The 19819-nt window shown below is 32.3% G+C and carries 21 protein-coding genes; 1 reads left to right on the top strand and 20 read right to left on the bottom strand.

Going from position 1 to position 19819, the window contains the following annotated elements:
• Window positions 1–37: 37 nt before the first annotated feature.
• The 17 genes from MUN68_RS17105 to pdxA form a co-directional block, all read right to left on the bottom strand.
• Window positions 38–1306 carry a beta-ketoacyl-[acyl-carrier-protein] synthase family protein gene (locus MUN68_RS17105; RefSeq protein ID WP_249992637.1) on the bottom strand — a complete coding sequence of 423 codons (1269 nt, stop codon included), beginning with the start codon at window positions 1304–1306 and terminating at the stop codon, window positions 38–40.
• Window positions 1303–1740: a 3-hydroxyacyl-ACP dehydratase FabZ family protein gene (locus MUN68_RS17100; protein ID WP_249992639.1), complete on the bottom strand. Its 438-nt coding sequence runs from the start codon at window positions 1738–1740 to the stop codon at window positions 1303–1305. Before MUN68_RS17100 ends, MUN68_RS17105 begins: the two co-directional genes overlap by 4 nt.
• Window positions 1741–1805: 65 nt before the next feature.
• Window positions 1806–2603, bottom strand: coding sequence for an SDR family oxidoreductase (locus MUN68_RS17095; protein ID WP_249992641.1), 798 nt, complete (start codon window positions 2601–2603; stop codon window positions 1806–1808).
• The gene (locus tag MUN68_RS17090; protein ID WP_249992643.1) at window positions 2597–3649 is read right to left on the bottom strand and encodes a type III polyketide synthase; all 1053 of its coding nucleotides are present in this window, start codon (window positions 3647–3649) and stop codon (window positions 2597–2599) included. The genes MUN68_RS17095 and MUN68_RS17090 overlap by 7 nt, the downstream gene beginning before the upstream one ends.
• Window positions 3639–4364: a methyltransferase domain-containing protein gene (locus MUN68_RS17085; RefSeq protein WP_249992645.1), complete on the bottom strand. Its 726-nt coding sequence runs from the start codon at window positions 4362–4364 to the stop codon at window positions 3639–3641. Before MUN68_RS17085 ends, MUN68_RS17090 begins: the two co-directional genes overlap by 11 nt.
• A complete protein-coding gene (locus MUN68_RS17080) occupies window positions 4361–5500 on the bottom strand; it encodes an NAD(P)/FAD-dependent oxidoreductase (RefSeq protein WP_249992647.1) in 1140 nt (379 codons plus the stop codon). Before MUN68_RS17080 ends, MUN68_RS17085 begins: the two co-directional genes overlap by 4 nt.
• Before the next feature lies 1 nt (window position 5501).
• Window positions 5502–6041, bottom strand: a complete 540-nt coding sequence (locus MUN68_RS17075) for a YceI family protein (RefSeq protein WP_249992649.1) — start codon at window positions 6039–6041, stop codon at window positions 5502–5504.
• Between the two features lie 36 nt (window positions 6042–6077).
• A complete protein-coding gene (locus MUN68_RS17070) occupies window positions 6078–6536 on the bottom strand; it encodes a GreA/GreB family elongation factor (protein WP_249992651.1) in 459 nt (152 codons plus the stop codon).
• Entirely contained in the window at window positions 6523–7227 is a 705-nt protein-coding gene (gene mtgA, locus MUN68_RS17065) for a monofunctional biosynthetic peptidoglycan transglycosylase (protein WP_249992653.1), read from the bottom strand. Before mtgA ends, MUN68_RS17070 begins: the two co-directional genes overlap by 14 nt.
• Window positions 7228–7338: 111 nt before the next feature.
• Window positions 7339–8415: a polysaccharide lyase family 7 protein gene (locus MUN68_RS17060; protein WP_249992655.1), complete on the bottom strand. Its 1077-nt coding sequence runs from the start codon at window positions 8413–8415 to the stop codon at window positions 7339–7341.
• A gap of 78 nt (window positions 8416–8493) precedes the next feature.
• Window positions 8494–9609, bottom strand: coding sequence for an NAD(P)/FAD-dependent oxidoreductase (locus MUN68_RS17055; RefSeq protein ID WP_249992657.1), 1116 nt, complete (start codon window positions 9607–9609; stop codon window positions 8494–8496).
• 216 nt (window positions 9610–9825) lie between these two features.
• A complete protein-coding gene (gene accC, locus MUN68_RS17050; RefSeq protein WP_249992659.1) occupies window positions 9826–11175 on the bottom strand; it encodes an acetyl-CoA carboxylase biotin carboxylase subunit in 1350 nt (449 codons plus the stop codon).
• Window positions 11176–11250: 75 nt separating this feature from the next.
• A complete protein-coding gene (accB, locus tag MUN68_RS17045) occupies window positions 11251–11739 on the bottom strand; it encodes an acetyl-CoA carboxylase biotin carboxyl carrier protein (protein ID WP_249992661.1) in 489 nt (162 codons plus the stop codon).
• Window positions 11740–11774: 35 nt separating this feature from the next.
• Window positions 11775–12770: a beta-ketoacyl-ACP synthase III gene (locus tag MUN68_RS17040; protein ID WP_249992663.1), complete on the bottom strand. Its 996-nt coding sequence runs from the start codon at window positions 12768–12770 to the stop codon at window positions 11775–11777.
• A gap of 178 nt (window positions 12771–12948) precedes the next feature.
• Window positions 12949–13152 (bottom strand): 50S ribosomal protein L32, encoded by a 204-nt coding sequence (gene rpmF / locus MUN68_RS17035; protein WP_028873082.1) that lies wholly within the window; start codon window positions 13150–13152, stop codon window positions 12949–12951.
• An 8-nt stretch (window positions 13153–13160) separates the two neighbouring features.
• Entirely contained in the window at window positions 13161–13703 is a 543-nt protein-coding gene (locus MUN68_RS17030) for a YceD family protein (RefSeq protein ID WP_249992665.1), read from the bottom strand.
• Between the two features lie 72 nt (window positions 13704–13775).
• Window positions 13776–14822: a 4-hydroxythreonine-4-phosphate dehydrogenase PdxA gene (gene pdxA, locus MUN68_RS17025; protein ID WP_249992674.1), complete on the bottom strand. Its 1047-nt coding sequence runs from the start codon at window positions 14820–14822 to the stop codon at window positions 13776–13778.
• Window positions 14823–14948: 126 nt separating this feature from the next.
• Here pdxA and MUN68_RS17020 point away from each other — a divergent pair, with 126 nt between their 5' ends.
• Window positions 14949–15536 carry a riboflavin synthase gene (locus tag MUN68_RS17020; protein ID WP_249992676.1) on the top strand — a complete coding sequence of 196 codons (588 nt, stop codon included), beginning with the start codon at window positions 14949–14951 and terminating at the stop codon, window positions 15534–15536.
• A 13-nt stretch (window positions 15537–15549) separates the two neighbouring features.
• Here MUN68_RS17020 and MUN68_RS17015 read toward each other — a convergent pair whose 3' ends face one another.
• The 3 genes from MUN68_RS17015 to MUN68_RS17005 form a co-directional block, all read right to left on the bottom strand.
• Entirely contained in the window at window positions 15550–15753 is a 204-nt protein-coding gene (locus MUN68_RS17015; protein WP_249992678.1) for a hypothetical protein, read from the bottom strand.
• 287 nt (window positions 15754–16040) lie between these two features.
• A complete protein-coding gene (locus tag MUN68_RS17010; RefSeq protein ID WP_249992680.1) occupies window positions 16041–16790 on the bottom strand; it encodes a LytR/AlgR family response regulator transcription factor in 750 nt (249 codons plus the stop codon).
• 2 nt (window positions 16791–16792) lie between these two features.
• Window positions 16793–19759: a ligand-binding sensor domain-containing protein gene (locus MUN68_RS17005; protein WP_249992682.1), complete on the bottom strand. Its 2967-nt coding sequence runs from the start codon at window positions 19757–19759 to the stop codon at window positions 16793–16795.
• Window positions 19760–19819: the final 60 nt, after the last annotated feature.

The following is a 19819-nucleotide window of genomic DNA, read 5'->3' as shown; positions in this document are numbered from 1 at the left end:
TCTCCGCGAGCGCAGTCGAGAGGTTTGAGTTATCTTTTCAATACTTTTTAAAGATAACACAACCATTCACATCACCAAACCCAAAACTTGCTTTTGCTGCAATATTCAATTCGGTATGCATTAATTGTTTGACAATTTTATCTTCAGAAATTAATTCGGAAATTTCATCATGTACATCCTCACAATTACTATTTGGAAACACAAATTGTTCTTTTAATTGCAAAATAGTTGCTACACTTTCAATACTTCCAGCAGCAGCTAAACAATGGCCAACCATTGATTTCAAGGAATTAATAAAAGGAAAGTTGTCGCCTTTTCTATTCAAAGCTATCGTCCAGTTCTCTATTTCAAGGCTATCTTTTGAAGTTGCTGTTAAATGACCATTAATAACATCAATATCATTTGCTGAAATATTAGCATTTACAATAGCTTCTTTAATGCAACGCTGAACTGCTTCAGCATTTGGAGCAGTCATCGTTCCTCCATTACGTTGTCCTCCCGAATTAATATGTCCTCCTAAAACCTCAGCATAAATAGTTGCACTTCGTTCTTGAGCACTCTCTAAAGATTCTAAAACCAAAGCTCCTGCTCCTGCTCCAGGAACAAATCCTGATGCTGATGCACTCATTGGTCTCGAGCCTTGTTTAGGAGAATCATTGTGTTTATAAGTCATGACTCGCATGGCATCAAATCCACCCCAAATATAGGGTCCACCATCACTACAACTTCCAACCAACATTCGTTTCGCTTGACCATTTTTGATACGTTCATAACCCATCAAAATAGCTTCGGTTCCTGTGGTGCATGCTGAAGAATTCGTTGTAACCTGGTTTCCTAAGCCTAAAATCCCACCCAAAAATGCACTGATTCCACTTGTCATAGTTTGCACAACAACAGTACTTCCTAAACGTTTTACTTGATTATCATCTAGTTTATAAATCGCTTCTCTGAATTTCTCAACACCAGAAGTTCCTGTTCCGAAAACAGTTCCGCTATCAAAATCTAATTCACTGTTAGTTTCTATATTAAATCCAGCATCTTTCCAAGCATCAATTCCTGCCATACAGCCATATAAAATTCCTGAGCTATTGAATCCTCTTAATTGTAAAGGTGTTAAATATTCGAGTTTCTTTTCTTCTGAAATATGAGGAATTCCACCAATGCAACACGAGAAATTTAAGTCGGCTAATTGTTGATGAAAGGTAATTCCTGATTTACCTTTTTTAATCGCTTTAGAAAATGCATCGAGACCAACTCCATTTGGCGCTACAACTCCCAATCCTGTAATGACGACTCTATTTTTCATAATTTTAGCATTCCTGAAATCATACCACGACACATTAATTCTTCTTTCTCATTAAAAAGTTTCACATTACATTTTAACTTATTGAAACGAAAGACTTCTTTTTCAGAAACTACAGTAACTTTTTCTCCAGGAAACACGGGTAAAAAGAAATCCATTTGACTAGAGGTTAATGCTATTTGCGGATGATTTTGTTCTGAAAGTTCATCTTTCATTATATAAATTCCTAAACACACAACACCAATTTGAGCCATACACTCTGTAAGAATTACACCAGGAGTAATTGGATTGTCTTTAAAATGTCCTTCGTAAAAAAAGGCATCTTCTTTAAAGGTAAAGTTTCCTGTTATGCCTTCCGAAGATATTTCGGTTAACTCATCAACAAACAAAAATGGTTCTTGATAGGGTAATAAAGCTATGATTTGATTGCTGTTCAATTAAAATATTAATTATTAAAGACCTTTCGATTGCGCTCAAGGTGACATTTAGTTTTAATTTATAATTAGGATATATGTTCTCCTCCATCCACAGGGATAACACAACCATTAATCCAAGATGCTTCGTCTTTAGACAAGAGATATACAGCGTTTGCTACGTCTTCAGGTTGTGTTAATTTTTTAAACGGATTTCGTTTTAAACTGTGTTCTTTAATTTTATCACTTCCAGGAATCATTCTCAAAGATGCTGTGTCTGTTACTCCTGCCTGAACGCAATTGGCTCTAATTCCAAAAGGAGCAAACTCTAAAGCTATGTTTCTACTTATGGCTTCCAATGTTACTTTTGCTGCTGAAACTGCTGCGTAATTTTTCCAAGCTTTAGTATTGCCTTCACTTGTGAAACTAATAATTCGAGCATCTTCAAAAAATAATTTAGCTTCAAAAATCGCTTTTGTCCAATCGTACAAACTTATTGCCATTGCATTAATAGTTAAATTGAAATCATCTGTCTTAAGTGTTGGTTTTTGATCATCTAACATGGGTTTTAAATTTCCTTTAGCAACACTATGTACTAAGGTTCTTATTTTTCCAAGTGAGCCAAATACAATTTTTAATTCAGATATAATTTGTTCTCTTTTTTCAGATTTGAAAGCGTCAATATTAAACGATTTGAATTGCACGCCTTCAGCTACAATTTTATTAAATTCAGTATTAATCTCATCTTCTTGGGCTCTCGAGTTTCGATGTATGATACAAATATTCATACCATGTTTTGCAAGTTTTTGGGCTGTTGCTAAACCTAATCCGCTAGAGCCTCCTAAAATGAGTGTCCAATAATTTTTATTTTGAAATTCTTTTACCATTCTAATAATATGCGTTGTGCCGAAAAGCCAGGTCCAAAACTTAGCATTAATCCTCTATCTCCTTTAGGCAGTTGTTTGTCCATAAAGCGTTCTAAAACATATAAAACGGTTGCACTACTCATGTTTCCATACAACTTAAGTACATTTTTAGTGTCGTCTATATTCTTTCCTAAAGATCCGAATAAATCTTCAATAGTTTGTACAATTTTCTTTCCTCCTGGATGAAATATGAGGTGATCTATATCTTCAATTGTGATTTTATTTTGTACTAAAAACGGATGCACTATCATAGGGAAGTGCTCTGAAATTGTTTCGGGAACCGCTTTATCTAAAATCATTTGTAAGCCTGTATTTGTCAATTTAAAACCCATCATAGTTTCTGCATCATAAAAATGATACATAGCTTCATCAACTATTTTCGGGCCTTCTTCATTTTTATAAGAAGATAAAATAACACTCGAAGCACCATCACCAAAAATTGCTGCACTAACAATATTTGCCATAGAGAAATCATCTAGTTGAAATGTAGCTGTTGGTGATTCGACAGCGATTACTGCTGCGCGTTTGTTAGGATTTGATTTTAAAAAATTCTTTGCATAAATAATTCCAGAAACACCTGCTGCACATCCCATTTCTGTGACAGGAAGCCTTACAACATCTTGCTTCATCTTGAGATTATTAATCAAATAAGCATCCATTGACGGAATCATAATTCCTGTACAACTCACAGTTATGATGTAATCAATATCTATTGGTTTCAAATTAGCTTTATGTAAAGCTTTGACCAAAGATTGTTCCGCTAATTTAACTACTTCACGAGAATAAATTTCGTTTTTTTCTTCAAATGACGTGTTTAAAAACACCTCTTCAGCATCCATAATTGAATAGCGTTTGTCAACTCCTGCATTTTCGAAAAGCTTAATAACTTTCCGCTGAAATCGTTCTTCTTGACCAGACATCCATATTTTTAAATACGGAATAATATCCTTAGTTTCTCTCGTATATTTAGGCAGCTGTTTTGCAACTGATGTGATCTTAACACTCATATTTTTTATGCTTCAAAATCCACTGGAAACGAAAAGCCCATTTCCATTGTATTTGATAATTTGTATGCAATTGTTGAGCCATTTCAATTAACTCTTTCCGTTTGAATCCTCTTAACACAGAAGTTAATCCATCTTCAATAATTGTTTTATTTTTTATAGTGGTACACAGCAATTTAAACAAGTAATAGGCGAGTTTATGTCTGTGTAAATCATTAACTACGATTCCAAATTTTGCTTTCTCTAAAACGGGTTTTAAAAATGACAGGAGTACTCTTTCTTTAAAATGATGCAAAAATAGTGTAGTTAAAACTAAATCGTAATTTAGTTCATTAAACCTTTCAGAAAAAATATCTATGGCTTTAAAATCAATATTATCATAGGTTACAGATAATGAATTGGCATAATCTACTGTGTGTTGATTTGCGTCTATTCCAATAAGGTGAAATCGGTAACCATTTCTCTTACCAAACTCAGAGATGTCTCTTAATATATCTCCTCCTCCACAACCTAAATCAATAATGGTTATTACCTCATTTTTTGGGTGATTTTTGAGCACTTTTTTAAGTCCATTAATTGTGACTTTATTTCCTCCTAACCATTGGTTTATTTTAGCGAGCTTATCAAGTGCATCATGAAGTATTGGGCCATTATAATTCAAATCGTCCATGATTTCATTTTGCTCACTTCTATGTTTTGTGTTTACTAATAAATTCATTCTACTTTCATAACTTTACCATGCGTTCGCTTTATAATAAAAGGCAAAATACCTGGAAACCATTTTAAGATTTGCATCAATACCTCTGATAATTTGGGTTGATTAAATAAATCCGCTATTATATGACCCGTTTTTAAACGCCATTTAAACGCTGTATTCCATTCTCTAAGGTACTGTTTTTCTAGTGCTTCTCTATCGTAAGTTTTCGAATTAAAATATTTAATAATAAGTATCGAAGCTATTTGGGCACTTCGTATTGCCATACTCATTCCGTTTCCCGAAAGTGGATGAATTAAAGCTGCTGTATCACCACACATAAGGATGTGATTTTCAATAGGTTTTTTACTATCGAATGAGATTTGGCTTATGGTTAAAGGCTCATCAAAAACAGGGTTTGAACTACTAAAAACAGTTTTAAGGAAGGTGTTTTTGAATACCACTTTATGTTGAAATTCGTCCATATCTTTGTAGGCTTTAAATGCATCTAAATTAGTAATGTAGCATAAATTTATGCTATTATTTTCAACTTTTGAAACACCACAATATCCACCTTCAAAATTATGCAATGCTACAACATCGTCAGGAAAATTTCCTTTTACATGAGTTTTAACAGCTAAATATGGCGATTTACGTTTTATGAATTTCCGATTGAGTTTGATGTCGAGGTTTGAACGTTTTCCGTAGGCTCCAATTACAATTTTTGCCTTAAATAGCTTATCATTTTTTGTTTGTACAGAAAATTCGTCATTAAAAAACTGAATGTCTTCAACTGAATCTTGAATAATTTCTGAGCCAACTTGAACTGCTTTCATTGCTAAAGTATGATCTAAACAAAACCGACTAATTCCAAAACCACCTAAGGATAATCTTGAAGAAATCAATTTGCTTTTTGTTGTAGACAATTGAAATTTATCAATCCTTTTTGCACCTAATTTAAAGACGTCAATATCTAGAAATTGAAGATAAGGTAGTACTTCATTAGAGATATATTCACCACAAACTTTATGCTTTGGATAGCTGTTTTTTTCAATAACTAAAACACTCAGGTCTGCATTTGACAAATGAATAGCGCTTGATAAACCTGCCAATCCACCTCCAACAATTATAACATCAAAAGACGAAAGACGTGTACTCAATTTATTGTTTTTTTACAGTATGACTAACAGCAATTTTTACTGTTTTTGACATTACTAAACTATTACCACCAACATCAAAATCGCGTCTGTTAATTTCAAAATCACATGTCAATTGAAGTGCATCTTTATTATTGATAATTAACATGGGAATTGTAATCTTTTTAGTCGTTTCTTTTATAGTTAAACTAAATGTAACATCGTATTTATTTAGGGAAGTCTTCTTGAAATTCGTTGCCATTAATACTATTTTAGGAAACGTTTTAACGTCAAAAAAGTCGTCTTTTAGAAGATGTACATCACGCTTTTCGTTGTTAGTCCTAATAGAATTGACAATAACATTTCCTATTAATGTCCATTGCGAAATATCATCATCTGAAAAATTGCTTTCTATATTAATTTCAGAAAAGAAACCTTCTACATTGAACCCTAAATTTTTAATTTTAAATGCTACTGAAGACTTAGCAACCAAATCCTGAGAAAACCCAACAACGGAAAGCAGGAAACTGGTAAATAATACAAGTGTGATTTTTTTCTTTTTCATTTAATAAAGATACACTGAAAATGATTGAGGTTAAATCTATAATATCTTAATAATTTTGAACTCCTGATCTCTAAATATAATTTCATCGTTTTTTAGTTTCCCTAAGAGTAATTTAGCAATAGGTGTATTTGCAGAAATCGCATAAAACGATTGATTATTTACTTTTAATTCTCCAGCACTTATGGCGATAAAATAATTAGCTTGAGATGTATAAACCAAGCTTCCTAAACCGATAATTTCAGAATTATTTGACACATCAATTTTAGGCAATAATTGATTTAATTTCTGTATTTCAGCCAATTGCTGTCCTGCTTTTTCACGTTCTAATTGTAACATTGCTCGACCAGTTTCATGTTTATCTCCAGCAGAACTTTTAGTTTCTGAGGTTAAAGATTCTTGAATTTCATCAATTGTTTTTTGAATCGCTTTTAAGCGACAATCAACAAATGCCTGACACTGACTATATAAGTCATTTTTTATGCTATTCTTTGTCATATCGATTTGGATAATTTAATGGCCCGAAATAACCCATTTGCCTGACAATCCAAGCCTTTCTACCTTCAATATAAGGTGTTGCTGGATTCGCCTTGTAACGTAATGGATTGGGTAAAATTGATGCAATAGCTGCTGCTTCATATTTAGTTAATTTTGATACAGATTTCTTAAACCAATATTGAGATGCAGCTTCTGCACCATATATTCCTGGTCCCATTTCTATGCTATTGAGGTAAACTTCAATGATGCGCTCTTTACTCCAAATAAGTTCAATTATAAAAGTGAAATAGGTTTCTAAGCCTTTTCGTAACCAGCTTCGGTTTGGCCATAGAAATACATTTTTTGCTGTTTGTTGTGAAATAGAACTCGCTCCTTTTATTTTTTTTCCATTTTTATTATTCTCGTAAGCTTTTTCAATGGCTTTAATATCAAATCCATGATGCTTCAAAAAATTTTGATCTTCACTACAAATAACGGCTAATTGCAAATTGGTAGAGATTTCTTCAATAGGAACCCAATCATGTTTCCAACCTTTTATATTATCATCTGTCTGTTCAATACTACGGATAACCATTAAAGATGTCATCGGTACTGGAACCCATTTAAAAATTACAACTACAACAATAGAAAGGACAAAAAGCCAAAATATTGTTTTGAAGATGAATTTAAAGAACCGTTTTATGAATTTCATAATATTTCTAGAGAAAGCAATAGCATTACCAATAATGATTTGTTTTAAACAGTATGCTCAGTTATTTAGATACAAAATGCAATCAATGGCTAACCTAATTGACATATTAATTTAGTCATTTTTAGTAAAATACCCTTCATTAGACACGGCAGCATCACTTATAAATATGCTTGCTTCTTTAAACCAAACTTCAGCGTAATTTCCGTCTTTATATTGTTTTTGAATATCACCTCCATGCGTTTCAGCACCAGAACACCAGTTTTTATTTACTTCAGGAGATTTCCCATTTGTCTGATTGTAACATCCTAGTTTAAAAAAACACCCCTCACCTGCGTAAGCTTTTTCACGTTCTACACCATCTTGACCAATTGGCACAAATAGATCTTGAGTTTGCTTAGGAATATCTGCAGTTGTAGTATATTCAGATTCGATTAAGTTTTTTGTAAACGTTTTAGTTTCATGGCCTTCACTCGTGAATTTTAGGCGCATAATTCCATCTTTAACCTCTATTTCGTAACTAAATTCTTCGCCTAAATCAATGCCATCTTTAGGTTCTTCTGGATAAGTATTTACATCAGTACCAACAACAGAAAAGTCATTTCCCCAAACAGCTGAAGAAAAATCCCATCTTCCAGAATTGTCATCACCTGCTGTATTGATTTCATAATGCCAAAAAACAGAACCTTTGGTATGGTCAGGAAATTTCTTATAAAATATTTTAAGCGGTTCATTCTCATGTTTATCAGCACTATGAATTTGACCTACGACTACAGAATATGAAGCCGCTACACGAGCATCACCAGTATTTGATACATTCATCACTTTTAATGTCGCGTTCAATTTATCATTCGCTGTAGCTGGATACCATTTTTTTATTTGCGCCAATTCAGTTCTTGTATTGTTAGAAGTTCCATGAGTATCTCCACCATTAGGAGATTTAAAAACTACCCAATCATCTGTACTATAAAAGAAGTCTTTATTCTCAAAATTATTTGCGATACCTGCATTTGAACCATCACCTAAAATCAATTTCCAATGATCAAAAAATGGAATAACGTCACTTGCATAAACGGTTTTTTTAGTTTCTGTTTTATTAGATTCTTTAGTTGTATTGCCACAGCTATTTAGCATCAATAAAGCGCCAGAGATTAGAAACGTCGATAATAATGTGATAATTTTTTTATTCATTTTTTTATGGTTTGGTTACAAAACTGTTTTTTGTTTAATTAATTGAATATGCTTCGATAAATATTGAAGTTCCTCATATTATGAAGGAATTAAATCGGCCAATTCTTTTCCTACTAAACTCCCAATAGCGATTCCCATTCCTCCTAAACGAACTCCACAATACACATTGTCGTTCAACTGATTTACAATTGGTTTCTTTTGTTGTCCAACTCCCATTATTCCACTCCAACGCTGTTCAATTTCAAAAGGAGTATTTGGTAAAATTATCGTTTTTAAAAGATTTTCTAATTTATTTTGAATGAGCTGAGTTTGTTTTAATTCGGTTGTTTCTTCACCTTTAAAATCGAGATGTCGCCCACCACCAAATAAAATTCTATCATCTATATTTCTAAAATAATAATAGCCTTGATTTAAATGAAACGTCCCTTTTATGTTTAAATTATCAATAGGTTTAGTAATTAATACTTGTGCTCTTGCTGGTTTTACTTCGGAAATGTTTAAAGTTGAAGCAAAGCCATTAGTCGCAATTAGTAATTTAGATGATGTAAATTCAAACTGATTAGTCTTTATTTTTACAGATGTTGAGTCTTCTGAAAAGGTCTCAACCTTTATATTATTTAATATTTTTATTCCAGAATTTAAAGCTAATTGCGTCAATGACATCATCATTTTCCCTGTATCAATTTGACCTTCAAACTGATTAACACTTAAAATGTCATGACTGTTTTGAAAACCAAATGTATTAGACTGAAAACGAAACACTTCTTGATTAAATAGTGGTTTTAAAAACGAATTTATGTTGTCTTGTTTGGCTTTACATTCTTCAAATAAGTCATCTGTTTTAGAAAACAGCTCATAACCTCCTAATTGTTGATAATTGATATTGTCATCTCCTAGAGTTTGTCTCAATAATTGCAATCCATTGATGCGCTTTTTAACCAATTGAAACACCTCTTCCTGAGAATGTGATTTAAGATCGTCAATTATTTCACTTAAACTTCCGAAGCATGCAAAACCAGCATTTTTAGTACTTGCTCCTTGTGGCAACATTCCTTTTTCAAGCACCAAAATATTTGCTTTAGGAAATCGTTGTCTTAACTGTAGCGCACAATTTAGACCTACAATTCCGCTACCAACTATAGTGTAATCTACATTGGTAAGCCATGATTTTATTTCCCAATAAGATAAATTCAATATTGTTGTGTTGTTTAGTAAAAATAGTAATTTTTGGCTGGCTTAACTCTAAAATCTGGAACTACATTTTTGTATACACCTCTGTTAAGGATAGAAGTGATATCCTTTTTTGTTTTTTCAAAAAAGATTTAGCGGATAGCCTGACGCTTTGGAGCTATTGCGGAAAAGGGTAACAGCATAAAAAAACTCCGAAACGTTAATTTCGGAGTTTTTTTATTATTCTTCTATAGGTTTAATCACAAAATCTTCCATAAACTTCGTGGTGTAATTACCAGCCAGATAATCTGGATGCTCCATTAATTGTCTGTGAAAAGGAATGGTGGTTTTAATACCTTCGATAACAAACTCATCTAAAGCGCGTTTCATTTTATTGATGGCTTCTTCACGAGTTTGCGCAGTTGTAATCAACTTTGCAATCATAGAATCATAGTTTGGCGGAATCACATAACCAGCGTAAACATGTGTATCTAAACGTACACCATGACCACCTGGAGCGTGTAATGTTGTGATACGACCTGGTGATGGTCTAAAATCGTTAAATGGATCTTCAGCATTGATACGACACTCTATTGAATGTAAATTAGGTGTATAATTTTTACCAGAGATTGGAACTCCAGCTGCCACTAATATTTGTTCACGAATTAAATCAAAATCTATAACTTGCTCTGTAATAGGATGTTCAACTTGAATACGCGTATTCATTTCCATAAAGTAGAACTTGCGATGCTTATCTACCAGAAATTCTACAGTTCCTGCGCCTTCATATTTAATGTATTCTGCTGCTTTTACCGCTGCATCACCCATTTTTTTACGTAAAGCTGTCGTCATAAAAGGCGAAGGTACTTCTTCAGTTAGTTTTTGATGACGTCTTTGAATTGAGCAATCTCTTTCTGACAAATGGCATGCTGTTCCTGTAGAATCTCCTACAATTTGAATTTCAATATGACGTGGCTCTTCAATGAGTTTTTCCATGTACATATCATCATTTCCAAAGGCCGCTTTAGATTCTGCTCTAGCAGATTCCCAAGCGTTTTGTAGTTCTTCAGGTTTCCAAACGGCACGCATTCCTTTTCCACCACCACCAGCAGATGCTTTAAGCATAACTGGATAACCGGTTTCTTTTGCTACTTTTTTACATTCGTCAAAATCTTCTATTACGCCTTCACTTCCAGGCACACAAGGTACTCCAGCTTCAAGCATGGTCGCTTTAGCATTTGCTTTATCTCCCATTCGATTAATCATCTCTGGGGAAGCTCCGATAAATTTAATATCGTGTTCTTCACAGATTTTTGAAAACTTAGCGTTTTCTGATAAAAAACCGTAGCCTGGATGAATAGCATCAGCATTTGTAATTTCTGCCGCTGCAATAATGTTTGGTATTTTTAAATATGATTCGCTACTTGAAGGAGGTCCAATACAAACTGCTTCATCAGCAAACTTTACGTGTAAACTTTCGGCATCAGCTGTAGAATATACTGCAACGGTTTTGATACCCATTTCTTTACAGGTTCTAATAACACGTAGTGCTATTTCACCTCTATTGGCTATTAATATTTTTTTAAACATAACTTATTTCTATTTAAAATCTCAAATTCCAAATTCCAATATATTAGGAATTTCATTTTGGAATTTTAAATTTGGTTATGATGGATCAACTAAGAATAATGGTTGATCAAATTCTACTGGTGAAGAATCATCAACTAAAATTTTAACGATTTTCCCTGACACTTCAGATTCTATTTCATTAAACAATTTCATTGCTTCAATAACACAAAGCACATCACCTTCTCCGATTGAAGTTCCTACCTCAACAAATACAGGTTTGTCTGGAGATGGCTTACGATAAAACGTTCCAATGATTGGTGATTTAATAGTAATATATTTTGAATCATCTGATGAAGATTCTGTTTCTACTACTGTAGCAGCAGAAGCAACTGCAGGAGCTACAGCTGGTATTGCTTGAGCTACTGGTTGATTCATCGGTATTTGTTGAACGTAAGTAGTTGATTCTCCTCTATCTTCTGAACCGGTTCTAATGGTGATTTTAATATCATCCATTTCTAATTTAACCTCACTTGCGCCTGATTTGGCTACAAATTTGATTAAGTTTTGAATTTCCTTAATATCCATAATTAGTTAGTCTTTTAATTAGTTAGTTAAAAAAGTTAGGAATTATAAGCCCATTTCAAATATATTGAGCCCCAAGTAAATCCGCCTCCAAATGCTGCGAATATAATCTTATCACCTTTTTTTAATTGTGATTCGTAATCGTGTAATAATAATGGTAGTGTTGCCGATGTTGTATTTCCATACTTATGAATGTTCATCATCACCTTGGCAGGATCTAGAGAGACTCTCTTTGCCGTGGCTTCAATGATGCGTTTGTTAGCTTGGTGTGCTGCTAACCAAGAAATATCATCATTTGTTAAGTTATTTCTTTCAATAATACGTTCGGTTACATCTGCCATGTTAAAGACAGCATTCTTAAATACAGTCTTTCCCTCTTGAAACACGTAGTGCTTTCCTTCATTAAATGTATCTGCATTAATTGGATATGAAGATCCTCCATAAGTCGCTTGAAGGAACTCTCTTCCTTCACCATTGCTTCTTAATAATTCATCTTGTAGTCCTAGACCTTCGTTATTTGGTTCAAATAGTACAGCACCTGCTCCATCTCCAAAAATAATACAGGTAGCTCTATCTTTATAATTTATAAAAGATGAGTTTTTATCTGCACCAATAAGCAACACATTTTTGTATTTACCAGATTCAATATAACTCGAAGCAACAGACATTCCGAATAGAAAACTCGAACAAGCAGCTTCTAAATCGAATGAAAAGGCATTGGTTGCACCTATTTCTGTGGCAGTAAAAGCTGCGGTTGAAGCCGCTTTCATATCTGGAGTTGCTGTAGCAACAATGACTAATTCAATGTCTTTGGGATCAAGTCCTTTTTTATTTATAAGGTCGTTTGCAGCATTTATAGCAAGGAAAGATGTTCCTTTACCTTCTTCTTTAAGAATTCTACGTTCTTTAATACCTGTACGTGTGGTAATCCATTCGTCATTAGTCTCGACCATGGTTTCCAAAATTTGGTTGGTCAATTTATATTCAGGTAAATAAGCTCCTACACCTGTTATTGCAGCTGTGATTTTACTCATATTGAAATTTTAAAACAGTACTAAAAAGGCAAAAATCATCAAAAAAAGGCGAAATTTTAATGAATTTACTAAATTTTGAACCATTATGGCGCAAATTAAGTCGTTTTTAAGACTTATAGAAATTAAACATAAAAAAAACGCTCATCTCTGAGCGTTTTATTATATGCGTGCATAATACTTATGCTAAATTTTCTTCTTTTTCAGAATTGTCAATTAATACTTGACCTCTGTAATACAATTTACCTTCATGCCAGTGAGCTCTATGGTAAAGGTGTGCTTCTCCTGTTGTAGGACACGTAGCAATAGTAGGAACAGATGCTTTATAATGTGTTCTACGCTTATCTCTTCTTGTTCTAGATATTTTTCTTTTAGGATGTGCCATTTTATATGTTATTTATCCGTTAATAGTTTTTTTAATGTATTCCAACGAGGATCTATATCCTCAGATGTTTCTTCTTTTTCTTTTAAGCCTTTTGGGCTTAACTCTTCTAATTTTTTAAGTATCTCTGAATCTAATGTACCATCTTCAACTCCTGGATGTATTCGTTTTGCTGGCATTGATAATATGATTAACTCATATATAAACTGTGCAACATTTATTTCATACTCACCATGAGGTAAAATAACGATGTCTTCAAAATCATCATTATATTCATCTCCAAACTTAACAACCAGATCAAACATGCCGTTTACATCTTGATTATAGGGTTCATTTGTAAGATCACAATTAACATTTACAAAGCCCGAAACTTGGAAATGCAACTCTAACAGTGTTGTTTTCTTTTCAAAAATCAACTCTGTTTTGACATCTACATCATTAAAATCATCATACTCAAAATACTCAAAGAACTTTTTATCAATCTGATAATCAAAATGATGCTTTCCTATCTTAAGACCAACATATGGTATGGTATAGTCGTTTAAAGGCTTCATGATCGCATTCATTTTGAGCCTGCAAATATATATATATTTATTTGTTTTTTATGTGTTATAAACAAAAAATGTTTATATCTTTTTTGGCCTTTGTTTTAAAGGGTTGCTGGAGATTGTTTCAAATTCAGTCCTATTCTTAAAAATTTGAATGGCTGAGAAAACCGCTTCTTTAAACGAACCATTGTCAGCTTCACCTTTTCCTGCAATTTCAAAAGCTGTACCATGATCTGGAGATGTTCTTACTCTATTAAGTCCTGCAGTATAGTTTACACCATGTCCAAACGCTATGGTTTTGAAAGGGATTAAACCTTGATCGTGATAAGCAGCAATTACAGCATCAAAGTTTTTATAATTACCTGAACCGAAAAAACTATCAGCTGAATATGGTCCGTAAACTAGTTTTTTGTTTTCTCTAATTTTTTCTAAGGTTGGTTTCAACACATTATCATCTTCATTTCCAATGACACCATTATCACCAGCATGAGGATTGATACCTAAAACAGCAATTTTAGGTTTACTGATTCTAAAATCTTTAACTAAAGAATTATAAACTGTGTCAATTTTTTTTATAATGAGTTCTGAAGTGATTTGCTTAGGTACATCTTTTACTGGCACATGGTCTGTAAGCAATCCTACTTTTAGGTTTTCAGTAACCATAAACATAAGGCTTTCACCTCCAAGTTTTTCGGCTAAATAATTAGTGTGACCAGGAAATTTAAAACTTTCAGATTGGATATTGTGTTTATGAATTGGCGCAGTTACGAGTACATCTATTGCTTCTGTTTTTAACGCTTCAGTTGCTTTCTCAAGAGATTTAACTGAATACTGACCAATCTTAACATTCTCTTCACCAAACTTAATAATCACATTTTCTTTCCAAACATTAAGTACATTCACTTTTCCTTCAACAATTTGATCTGTATGATTAATTCCATGAAAATTAATATTACTTTTAAAATGCTTTTTAAAAAAAGACATTGTTTTTATTGAAGCAAAAATAACAGGTGTACAAAACTCCAACATCCTATTGTCTTCAAATGTTTTTATAATGATTTCTGAACCGATACCGTTAAGGTCTCCAATTGAAATTCCTAATTTTATTTTATTCTCTTTCTTCATGTATTTACTCTCATCCTTTAGCACTTTCTCACTTTGATTTTGGCTAAAATTTATATGTCATTTTAATTAAAAGCTATCTTTTGTGCGTATTTTTACCATTACAAATTTAACTATTTAATTGACATTATGTTTACAGGTATTATTGAAGATTTAGGGAGTGTTATCAAATTAGAAAATGAACGGGAAAACCTTCATCTAACTATACAGTCTAAAATAACACATGAATTAAAAATTGATCAAAGTGTTTCTCATAATGGTATTTGTTTAACAGTTGTGCATATTAAAGATGACACTTATACGGTTACAGCAATTAAAGAGACGCTAGACAAGACTAATCTTAGCGAATTAAAAAATGGAGATCAAATAAATCTAGAGAGAGCAATGAAATTAGGCGACAGACTTGATGGCCACATTGTTCAAGGTCATGTTGATCAAACAGCAATTTGTAAATTGATTGAAGAAGTAGACGGAAGTTGGGTTTACACCTTTGAATACGATAAAAGTCTAAAAAACATTACTATTGAAAAGGGATCAATAACGGTTAATGGTGTTAGCTTAACTGTTGTGAATTCTAAATCAAATAGATTTAGTGTAGCAATAATACCTTATACATATGAGCACACTAATTTTAACATGTTTACTAAGGGAACTGTTGTAAATTTAGAATTTGATGTCGTTGGAAAATATATAAAGAGACTCTACGATATCAGATAAGTGTTATATCTTCTTAACGTCTTGACAATTTAAATCGCTTTACTATTCCATAAATAATTGCAATCACTAATAAAATAGGTAAAAAATCATCTATAGGCATACCTGGAGGTGGTGGTGGCGCAGGTGGTGGTGGTGAGCCGTCTGGCTGTGCATTACATACAAAACTTATTAATACAAATAAGATTGAGGCAATATATTTCCTGTTTTGTATTCTCATTAGGCGGTAAAAGTATAAAAAAAACTGGGTCAACAAAATAAAATTTGAAAACTCACCCCAAAAAAACAAAAAACATCGACGAAATGTAGTTTGTAGTCTTGAAATTGTTAAAATTTTCAGAATGTCAAATATATGCTTTTTTGACAAAATTAAAAGTAATTCAACATTATTTTAGTTTTAATGCGTTGTTATGTTGGATATTACTATCATTAAATATACGATTTTATCTATGTTTCGGTTTTCTTTTTTAAAAAAAAACATTGAATTAAATTCAAAAACTCTCCTTTCTATCTGTGCATTTGGTCTAAAACTTCAATGACTTCAGATTTTTTTCTCACTGATACTGGAACACTTTTTCCGTTTTTAAGCATTAAATAGCCACCATCTGTTTTAATAAACGCACTTATGCATTGCAAATTGACTAAATGGCTTTGATGCACTCTCAAAAACCCATAAGGTTTTAATAGATCTGCAAAATACTTTAGAGTTTTAGTTACAAATATTTTTCTTCCGTCTTGAAGATGAAACATTGTATTATTACTATCAGATTCACAACGAATAATATCATCTAAGTTGACAATTATAATTTTATCTAAAGTGTGTAGCGAGATTTTATCTGGCTTCTTATCTGGAGAATTTAACGTTTGTTTTAAAATGTTTAGTCGTTCTTTATTTGGTTGAATTTGTTGTTTAGCTCTTTCTATTGCTTGTGTTAATTCTTCTTGCGCATAAGGCTTTAAAACATAATCAATTGCAGCAAATTTGAACGCTTTAATTGCAAATTCATCACTTGCTGTGACAAAAATAATCTTAGATTTTAATTCTGGGAAAATCTCAAGAACATCAAACCCAGTACCATCACCTAGCATAATATCTAAAAACAAAATGTCTGGATCAGTAGTGCGTAACACTTTTGCCGCTTCAACTACACTTTTGGCTGTGTTTATAATTTTTATTTCTGGATGATGCTTTTCAATATCACTTTTTAAAAGCAGCATTGCATCTAATAAATCTTCTACTATAATTGCAGTTAACATATCTAATAATCAGTTTCTAACGGGATTTTAAACACTATTGTTGTGCCATCAATCGTTCCGTCTTTTTGTTTTGTTTCATTTATTTTCAAAGCATCTTTGCCAGATATAGACTCTAATCGTTCTCTTGTAACTTTAAGAGCCATGGATTGATGATCTGTTTTTGGCTTTTGTTGTTGAGAGTTATAAATCCCGATACCATTATCTTCAATGGCTACTTTCAAAATTTCATCTGTGGTGTCAAATTGAACTTTGAGTTTTCCTTTTCTTGGACCTTTTAAAATCCCATGTCGAATTGCGTTTTCGACAAAAGGTTGAATTAACATTGGAGGAATTAAAATTTCTTCAACATCTAAATCGGTATTCAAAATAATATCATATTCAAAAGATTCTTCAGCCATTAAACGCTCAACTTCAATATAATGTTTTAATGTTTTAATTTCTTGATCTAAACCAATCTTATCTTTTCTAGAATTTACTAATGTTTCTCTTAAAAGCGTAGCAAAACTATTCACTGTATCATTCATTTTTTCAGGTTTTGTTGGAGCCATCGCCTTAATTCCGTTTAGTACATTAAAAATAAAATGCGGATTCATTTGTAAACGCAAAGCCTTTTGTTCTAGCGTTAATAAATGGTTTTCTAATTGCAATCGTTCTTGTTCTTTTCTGTTTTTATTCTTTAAGCGCTTTACATATTGAAGAATTGAAAAAACAAATATTAATACTGTAATTCCAATAATTAACCACTGAAACCATGTTTTTTTATATAGAGGTTTTTCAATGAAAAATGAAAATCGAGTTGGTTCACTTTCAATCCATCTATAGTTTCTTGATTGAGTAATAAATTTATGTGCTCCATAATTGAGTTCTGAAAAATCTTGAGTATTATTTGTAGACCAAAGACTCCAATCGTTATCATTTAATTTATAACGATATTCAATTCCGTTTGGATGATTGACATCTATACTTTTAAAAGAAAAACTAACTTGATTTTGATTTGGATTTAACCTCAACACTTTGTCTGAATTACTCCAAAGTGACAAATTAATTGTGTCAATACTTTTGTAAGCCACTTTTACATCCTCTAAAAAAAGTTTGGGCTTTTTAAGATTTAGACTAATATCTGTTGGTTGATACTCAGTTAAACCATTAATAGCACCAAACCATAGATGTCCTTTATGGTCTTTATCAACTGCGTTTAAGCATGTTTCAATACCTAAGAAACCATCATTTCTTCCGAAGAAAAAAACATCATTAATATCATAATCTTTACTTAATTCTACTTTATCTACACCCTTTTCTGAACCAATCCATAAATAACCTTGATCATCAAAAATGAGTTGATACACATTTTCTGACGTTAGATTTTTAGTTCCTTTTAATTTTTTAAACACACTAAAATTTGTGTCGTTAGACCACCATACTCCATTACCAGCAGTTCCTAAGAACACAGTGCTATTTTGAACTACAATAGAATTAATTGAAATATCCTGATCTAAAGCCAATCCTAAATGTGTGATTCGATTTTCTTTTAAATACCCTAAATGACCATTTTTTGTTGCATACCATAATCGACCATCATCATCTTTAGTCATATCCATTATATAAACATCTTCTAATCCTTCAAGGCTCGAATAAGTTCTATAAATGGTTATATCATCTAATTCAGGATCGTAACTAAACTTCACAATTCCGTTAGAATATGTCGCTGCCCAAACTGTATCATTTTCAGTATGTATGGTTCTTATCCAATCAAAAGGGAAGCCATTTTCAGTATTAAATATTTTTGTTTTAAGGCGTTCTATAGGAATTCTCTTTTTTGATTTTTTTAATGTATCAATAGCAATCGAATCTGAGAGCACTTTCCCTTTAAACACTAATCCTTTACCATCAGATCCAGCCCAAATATTTCCATTTTTATCACTCGTAATGGATTTTATTTTGACTTGTGAAAAGGCTTCAGGAAGTTCTACATCATGAATTCCCATTGGATCAATTTTCATTAATCCAGCTTCAGAATTTGAAACCCATAAGCCATTTTCATTGTGATGAACAGCATAAATTCGGTTTCCATTTAAACCGGTTTCAATATTATAGTGCTTGAAACTGTTTTGAAAATATTTATACAAGCCTCCTCCTGAAGTGCCAATCCAAATGTTTCCGTGTTGATCAGATAACACTTCTCTAACATCAGACGTAGAAAGTCCGTTTGTGTTTTTAATAGTAAAAAGCACTTTAAATGTTTCGGTATCAACAACAGAAACGCCTTCATTATCGGTCGCGATCCAAAGTTGATTACTATTTTGAATTGAGATACTATTGATTCTTAAAGGTGTTCTAATTAAATATGCGTCTTCAAAGTTTTGAGTTTCAATGACCAGTGTGCCATAATTAAATGTTGACGCAAAAATCTTTGCATCTAAAATTGCAAGATCTATATAATCATTGTGATCCAATTGTTCTATTGTTTTTGCTTCAGAATTTAGAGCACTTAATTTCCAAAGTCCGTTGTTGGTTGCTACCCAAAAATAATTTCCATCAAAAACCAAATCATTGATTTGACTATTGTTTATTACTGAATGTAATTTTACTTTTTCTACGGAAATGCCATTGATTAATTTATAAAGCCCGTTATCAGTTAATGCATAAACTGTATGTCCAAACTTTAAAATTTCATTAACCTGAGGTGTTTTTATATTATAAAAGACGTCTTTAACCTTAACAGAAATCCCTTTTTGAGTTCCTAAGAACAGTGTGTCATTCGAAGCCTTAATTGCGTGAATATAATTAGAAGCTAATCCGTGTGTTTTATTAAACACTTTAAAATCACTTCCATCAAAACGCGCTAAACCACCACCTTGAGTACCTAACCACAAATATCCTTTGGCATCTAACGTTAAAGCATATACTTGAGATTGAGGTAAACCATCTTCTAAAGTATAGGCTCTAAGTTGCTTATTTTGAGATTGCATATTAACAACAAAAAACGAGCAAAAAACAAAAAGGCAATATGATAAAATAGGTTTCAATAT

The organism is Psychroserpens ponticola (assembly GCF_023556315.2).
Classification (GTDB): domain Bacteria; phylum Bacteroidota; class Bacteroidia; order Flavobacteriales; family Flavobacteriaceae; genus Psychroserpens; species Psychroserpens ponticola.
This window is presented reverse-complemented; position numbering and strand designations above follow the sequence as displayed.

Excerpts from the sequence above, each read along its gene's own strand:
- MUN68_RS17105 (WP_249992637.1), bottom strand. The coding sequence starts at position 1,306 with ATGAAAAATAGAGTCGTCATTACAGGATTGGGAGTTGTAGCGCCAAAT.
- MUN68_RS17095 (WP_249992641.1), bottom strand. The coding sequence starts at position 2,603 with ATGGTAAAAGAATTTCAAAATAAAAATTATTGGACACTCATTTTAGGA.
- MUN68_RS17090 (WP_249992643.1), bottom strand. The coding sequence starts at position 3,649 with ATGAGTGTTAAGATCACATCAGTTGCAAAACAGCTGCCTAAATATACG.
- MUN68_RS17085 (WP_249992645.1), bottom strand. The coding sequence starts at position 4,364 with ATGAATTTATTAGTAAACACAAAACATAGAAGTGAGCAAAATGAAATC.
- MUN68_RS17075 (WP_249992649.1), bottom strand. The coding sequence starts at position 6,041 with ATGAAAAAGAAAAAAATCACACTTGTATTATTTACCAGTTTCCTGCTT.
- MUN68_RS17070 (WP_249992651.1), bottom strand. The coding sequence starts at position 6,536 with ATGACAAAGAATAGCATAAAAAATGACTTATATAGTCAGTGTCAGGCA.
- mtgA (WP_249992653.1), bottom strand. The coding sequence starts at position 7,227 with ATGAAATTCATAAAACGGTTCTTTAAATTCATCTTCAAAACAATATTT.
- MUN68_RS17060 (WP_249992655.1), bottom strand. The coding sequence starts at position 8,415 with ATGAATAAAAAAATTATCACATTATTATCGACGTTTCTAATCTCTGGC.
- accC (WP_249992659.1), bottom strand. The coding sequence starts at position 11,175 with ATGTTTAAAAAAATATTAATAGCCAATAGAGGTGAAATAGCACTACGT.
- accB (WP_249992661.1), bottom strand. The coding sequence starts at position 11,739 with ATGGATATTAAGGAAATTCAAAACTTAATCAAATTTGTAGCCAAATCA.
- MUN68_RS17040 (WP_249992663.1), bottom strand. The coding sequence starts at position 12,770 with ATGAGTAAAATCACAGCTGCAATAACAGGTGTAGGAGCTTATTTACCT.
- rpmF (WP_028873082.1), bottom strand. The coding sequence starts at position 13,152 with ATGGCACATCCTAAAAGAAAAATATCTAGAACAAGAAGAGATAAGCGT.
- MUN68_RS17030 (WP_249992665.1), bottom strand. The coding sequence starts at position 13,703 with ATGAAGCCTTTAAACGACTATACCATACCATATGTTGGTCTTAAGATA.
- pdxA (WP_249992674.1), bottom strand. The coding sequence starts at position 14,822 with ATGAAGAAAGAGAATAAAATAAAATTAGGAATTTCAATTGGAGACCTT.
- MUN68_RS17020 (WP_249992676.1), top strand. The coding sequence starts at position 14,949 with ATGTTTACAGGTATTATTGAAGATTTAGGGAGTGTTATCAAATTAGAA.
- MUN68_RS17015 (WP_249992678.1), bottom strand. The coding sequence starts at position 15,753 with ATGAGAATACAAAACAGGAAATATATTGCCTCAATCTTATTTGTATTA.
- MUN68_RS17010 (WP_249992680.1), bottom strand. The coding sequence starts at position 16,790 with ATGTTAACTGCAATTATAGTAGAAGATTTATTAGATGCAATGCTGCTT.
- MUN68_RS17005 (WP_249992682.1), bottom strand. The coding sequence starts at position 19,759 with ATGCAATCTCAAAATAAGCAACTTAGAGCCTATACTTTAGAAGATGGT.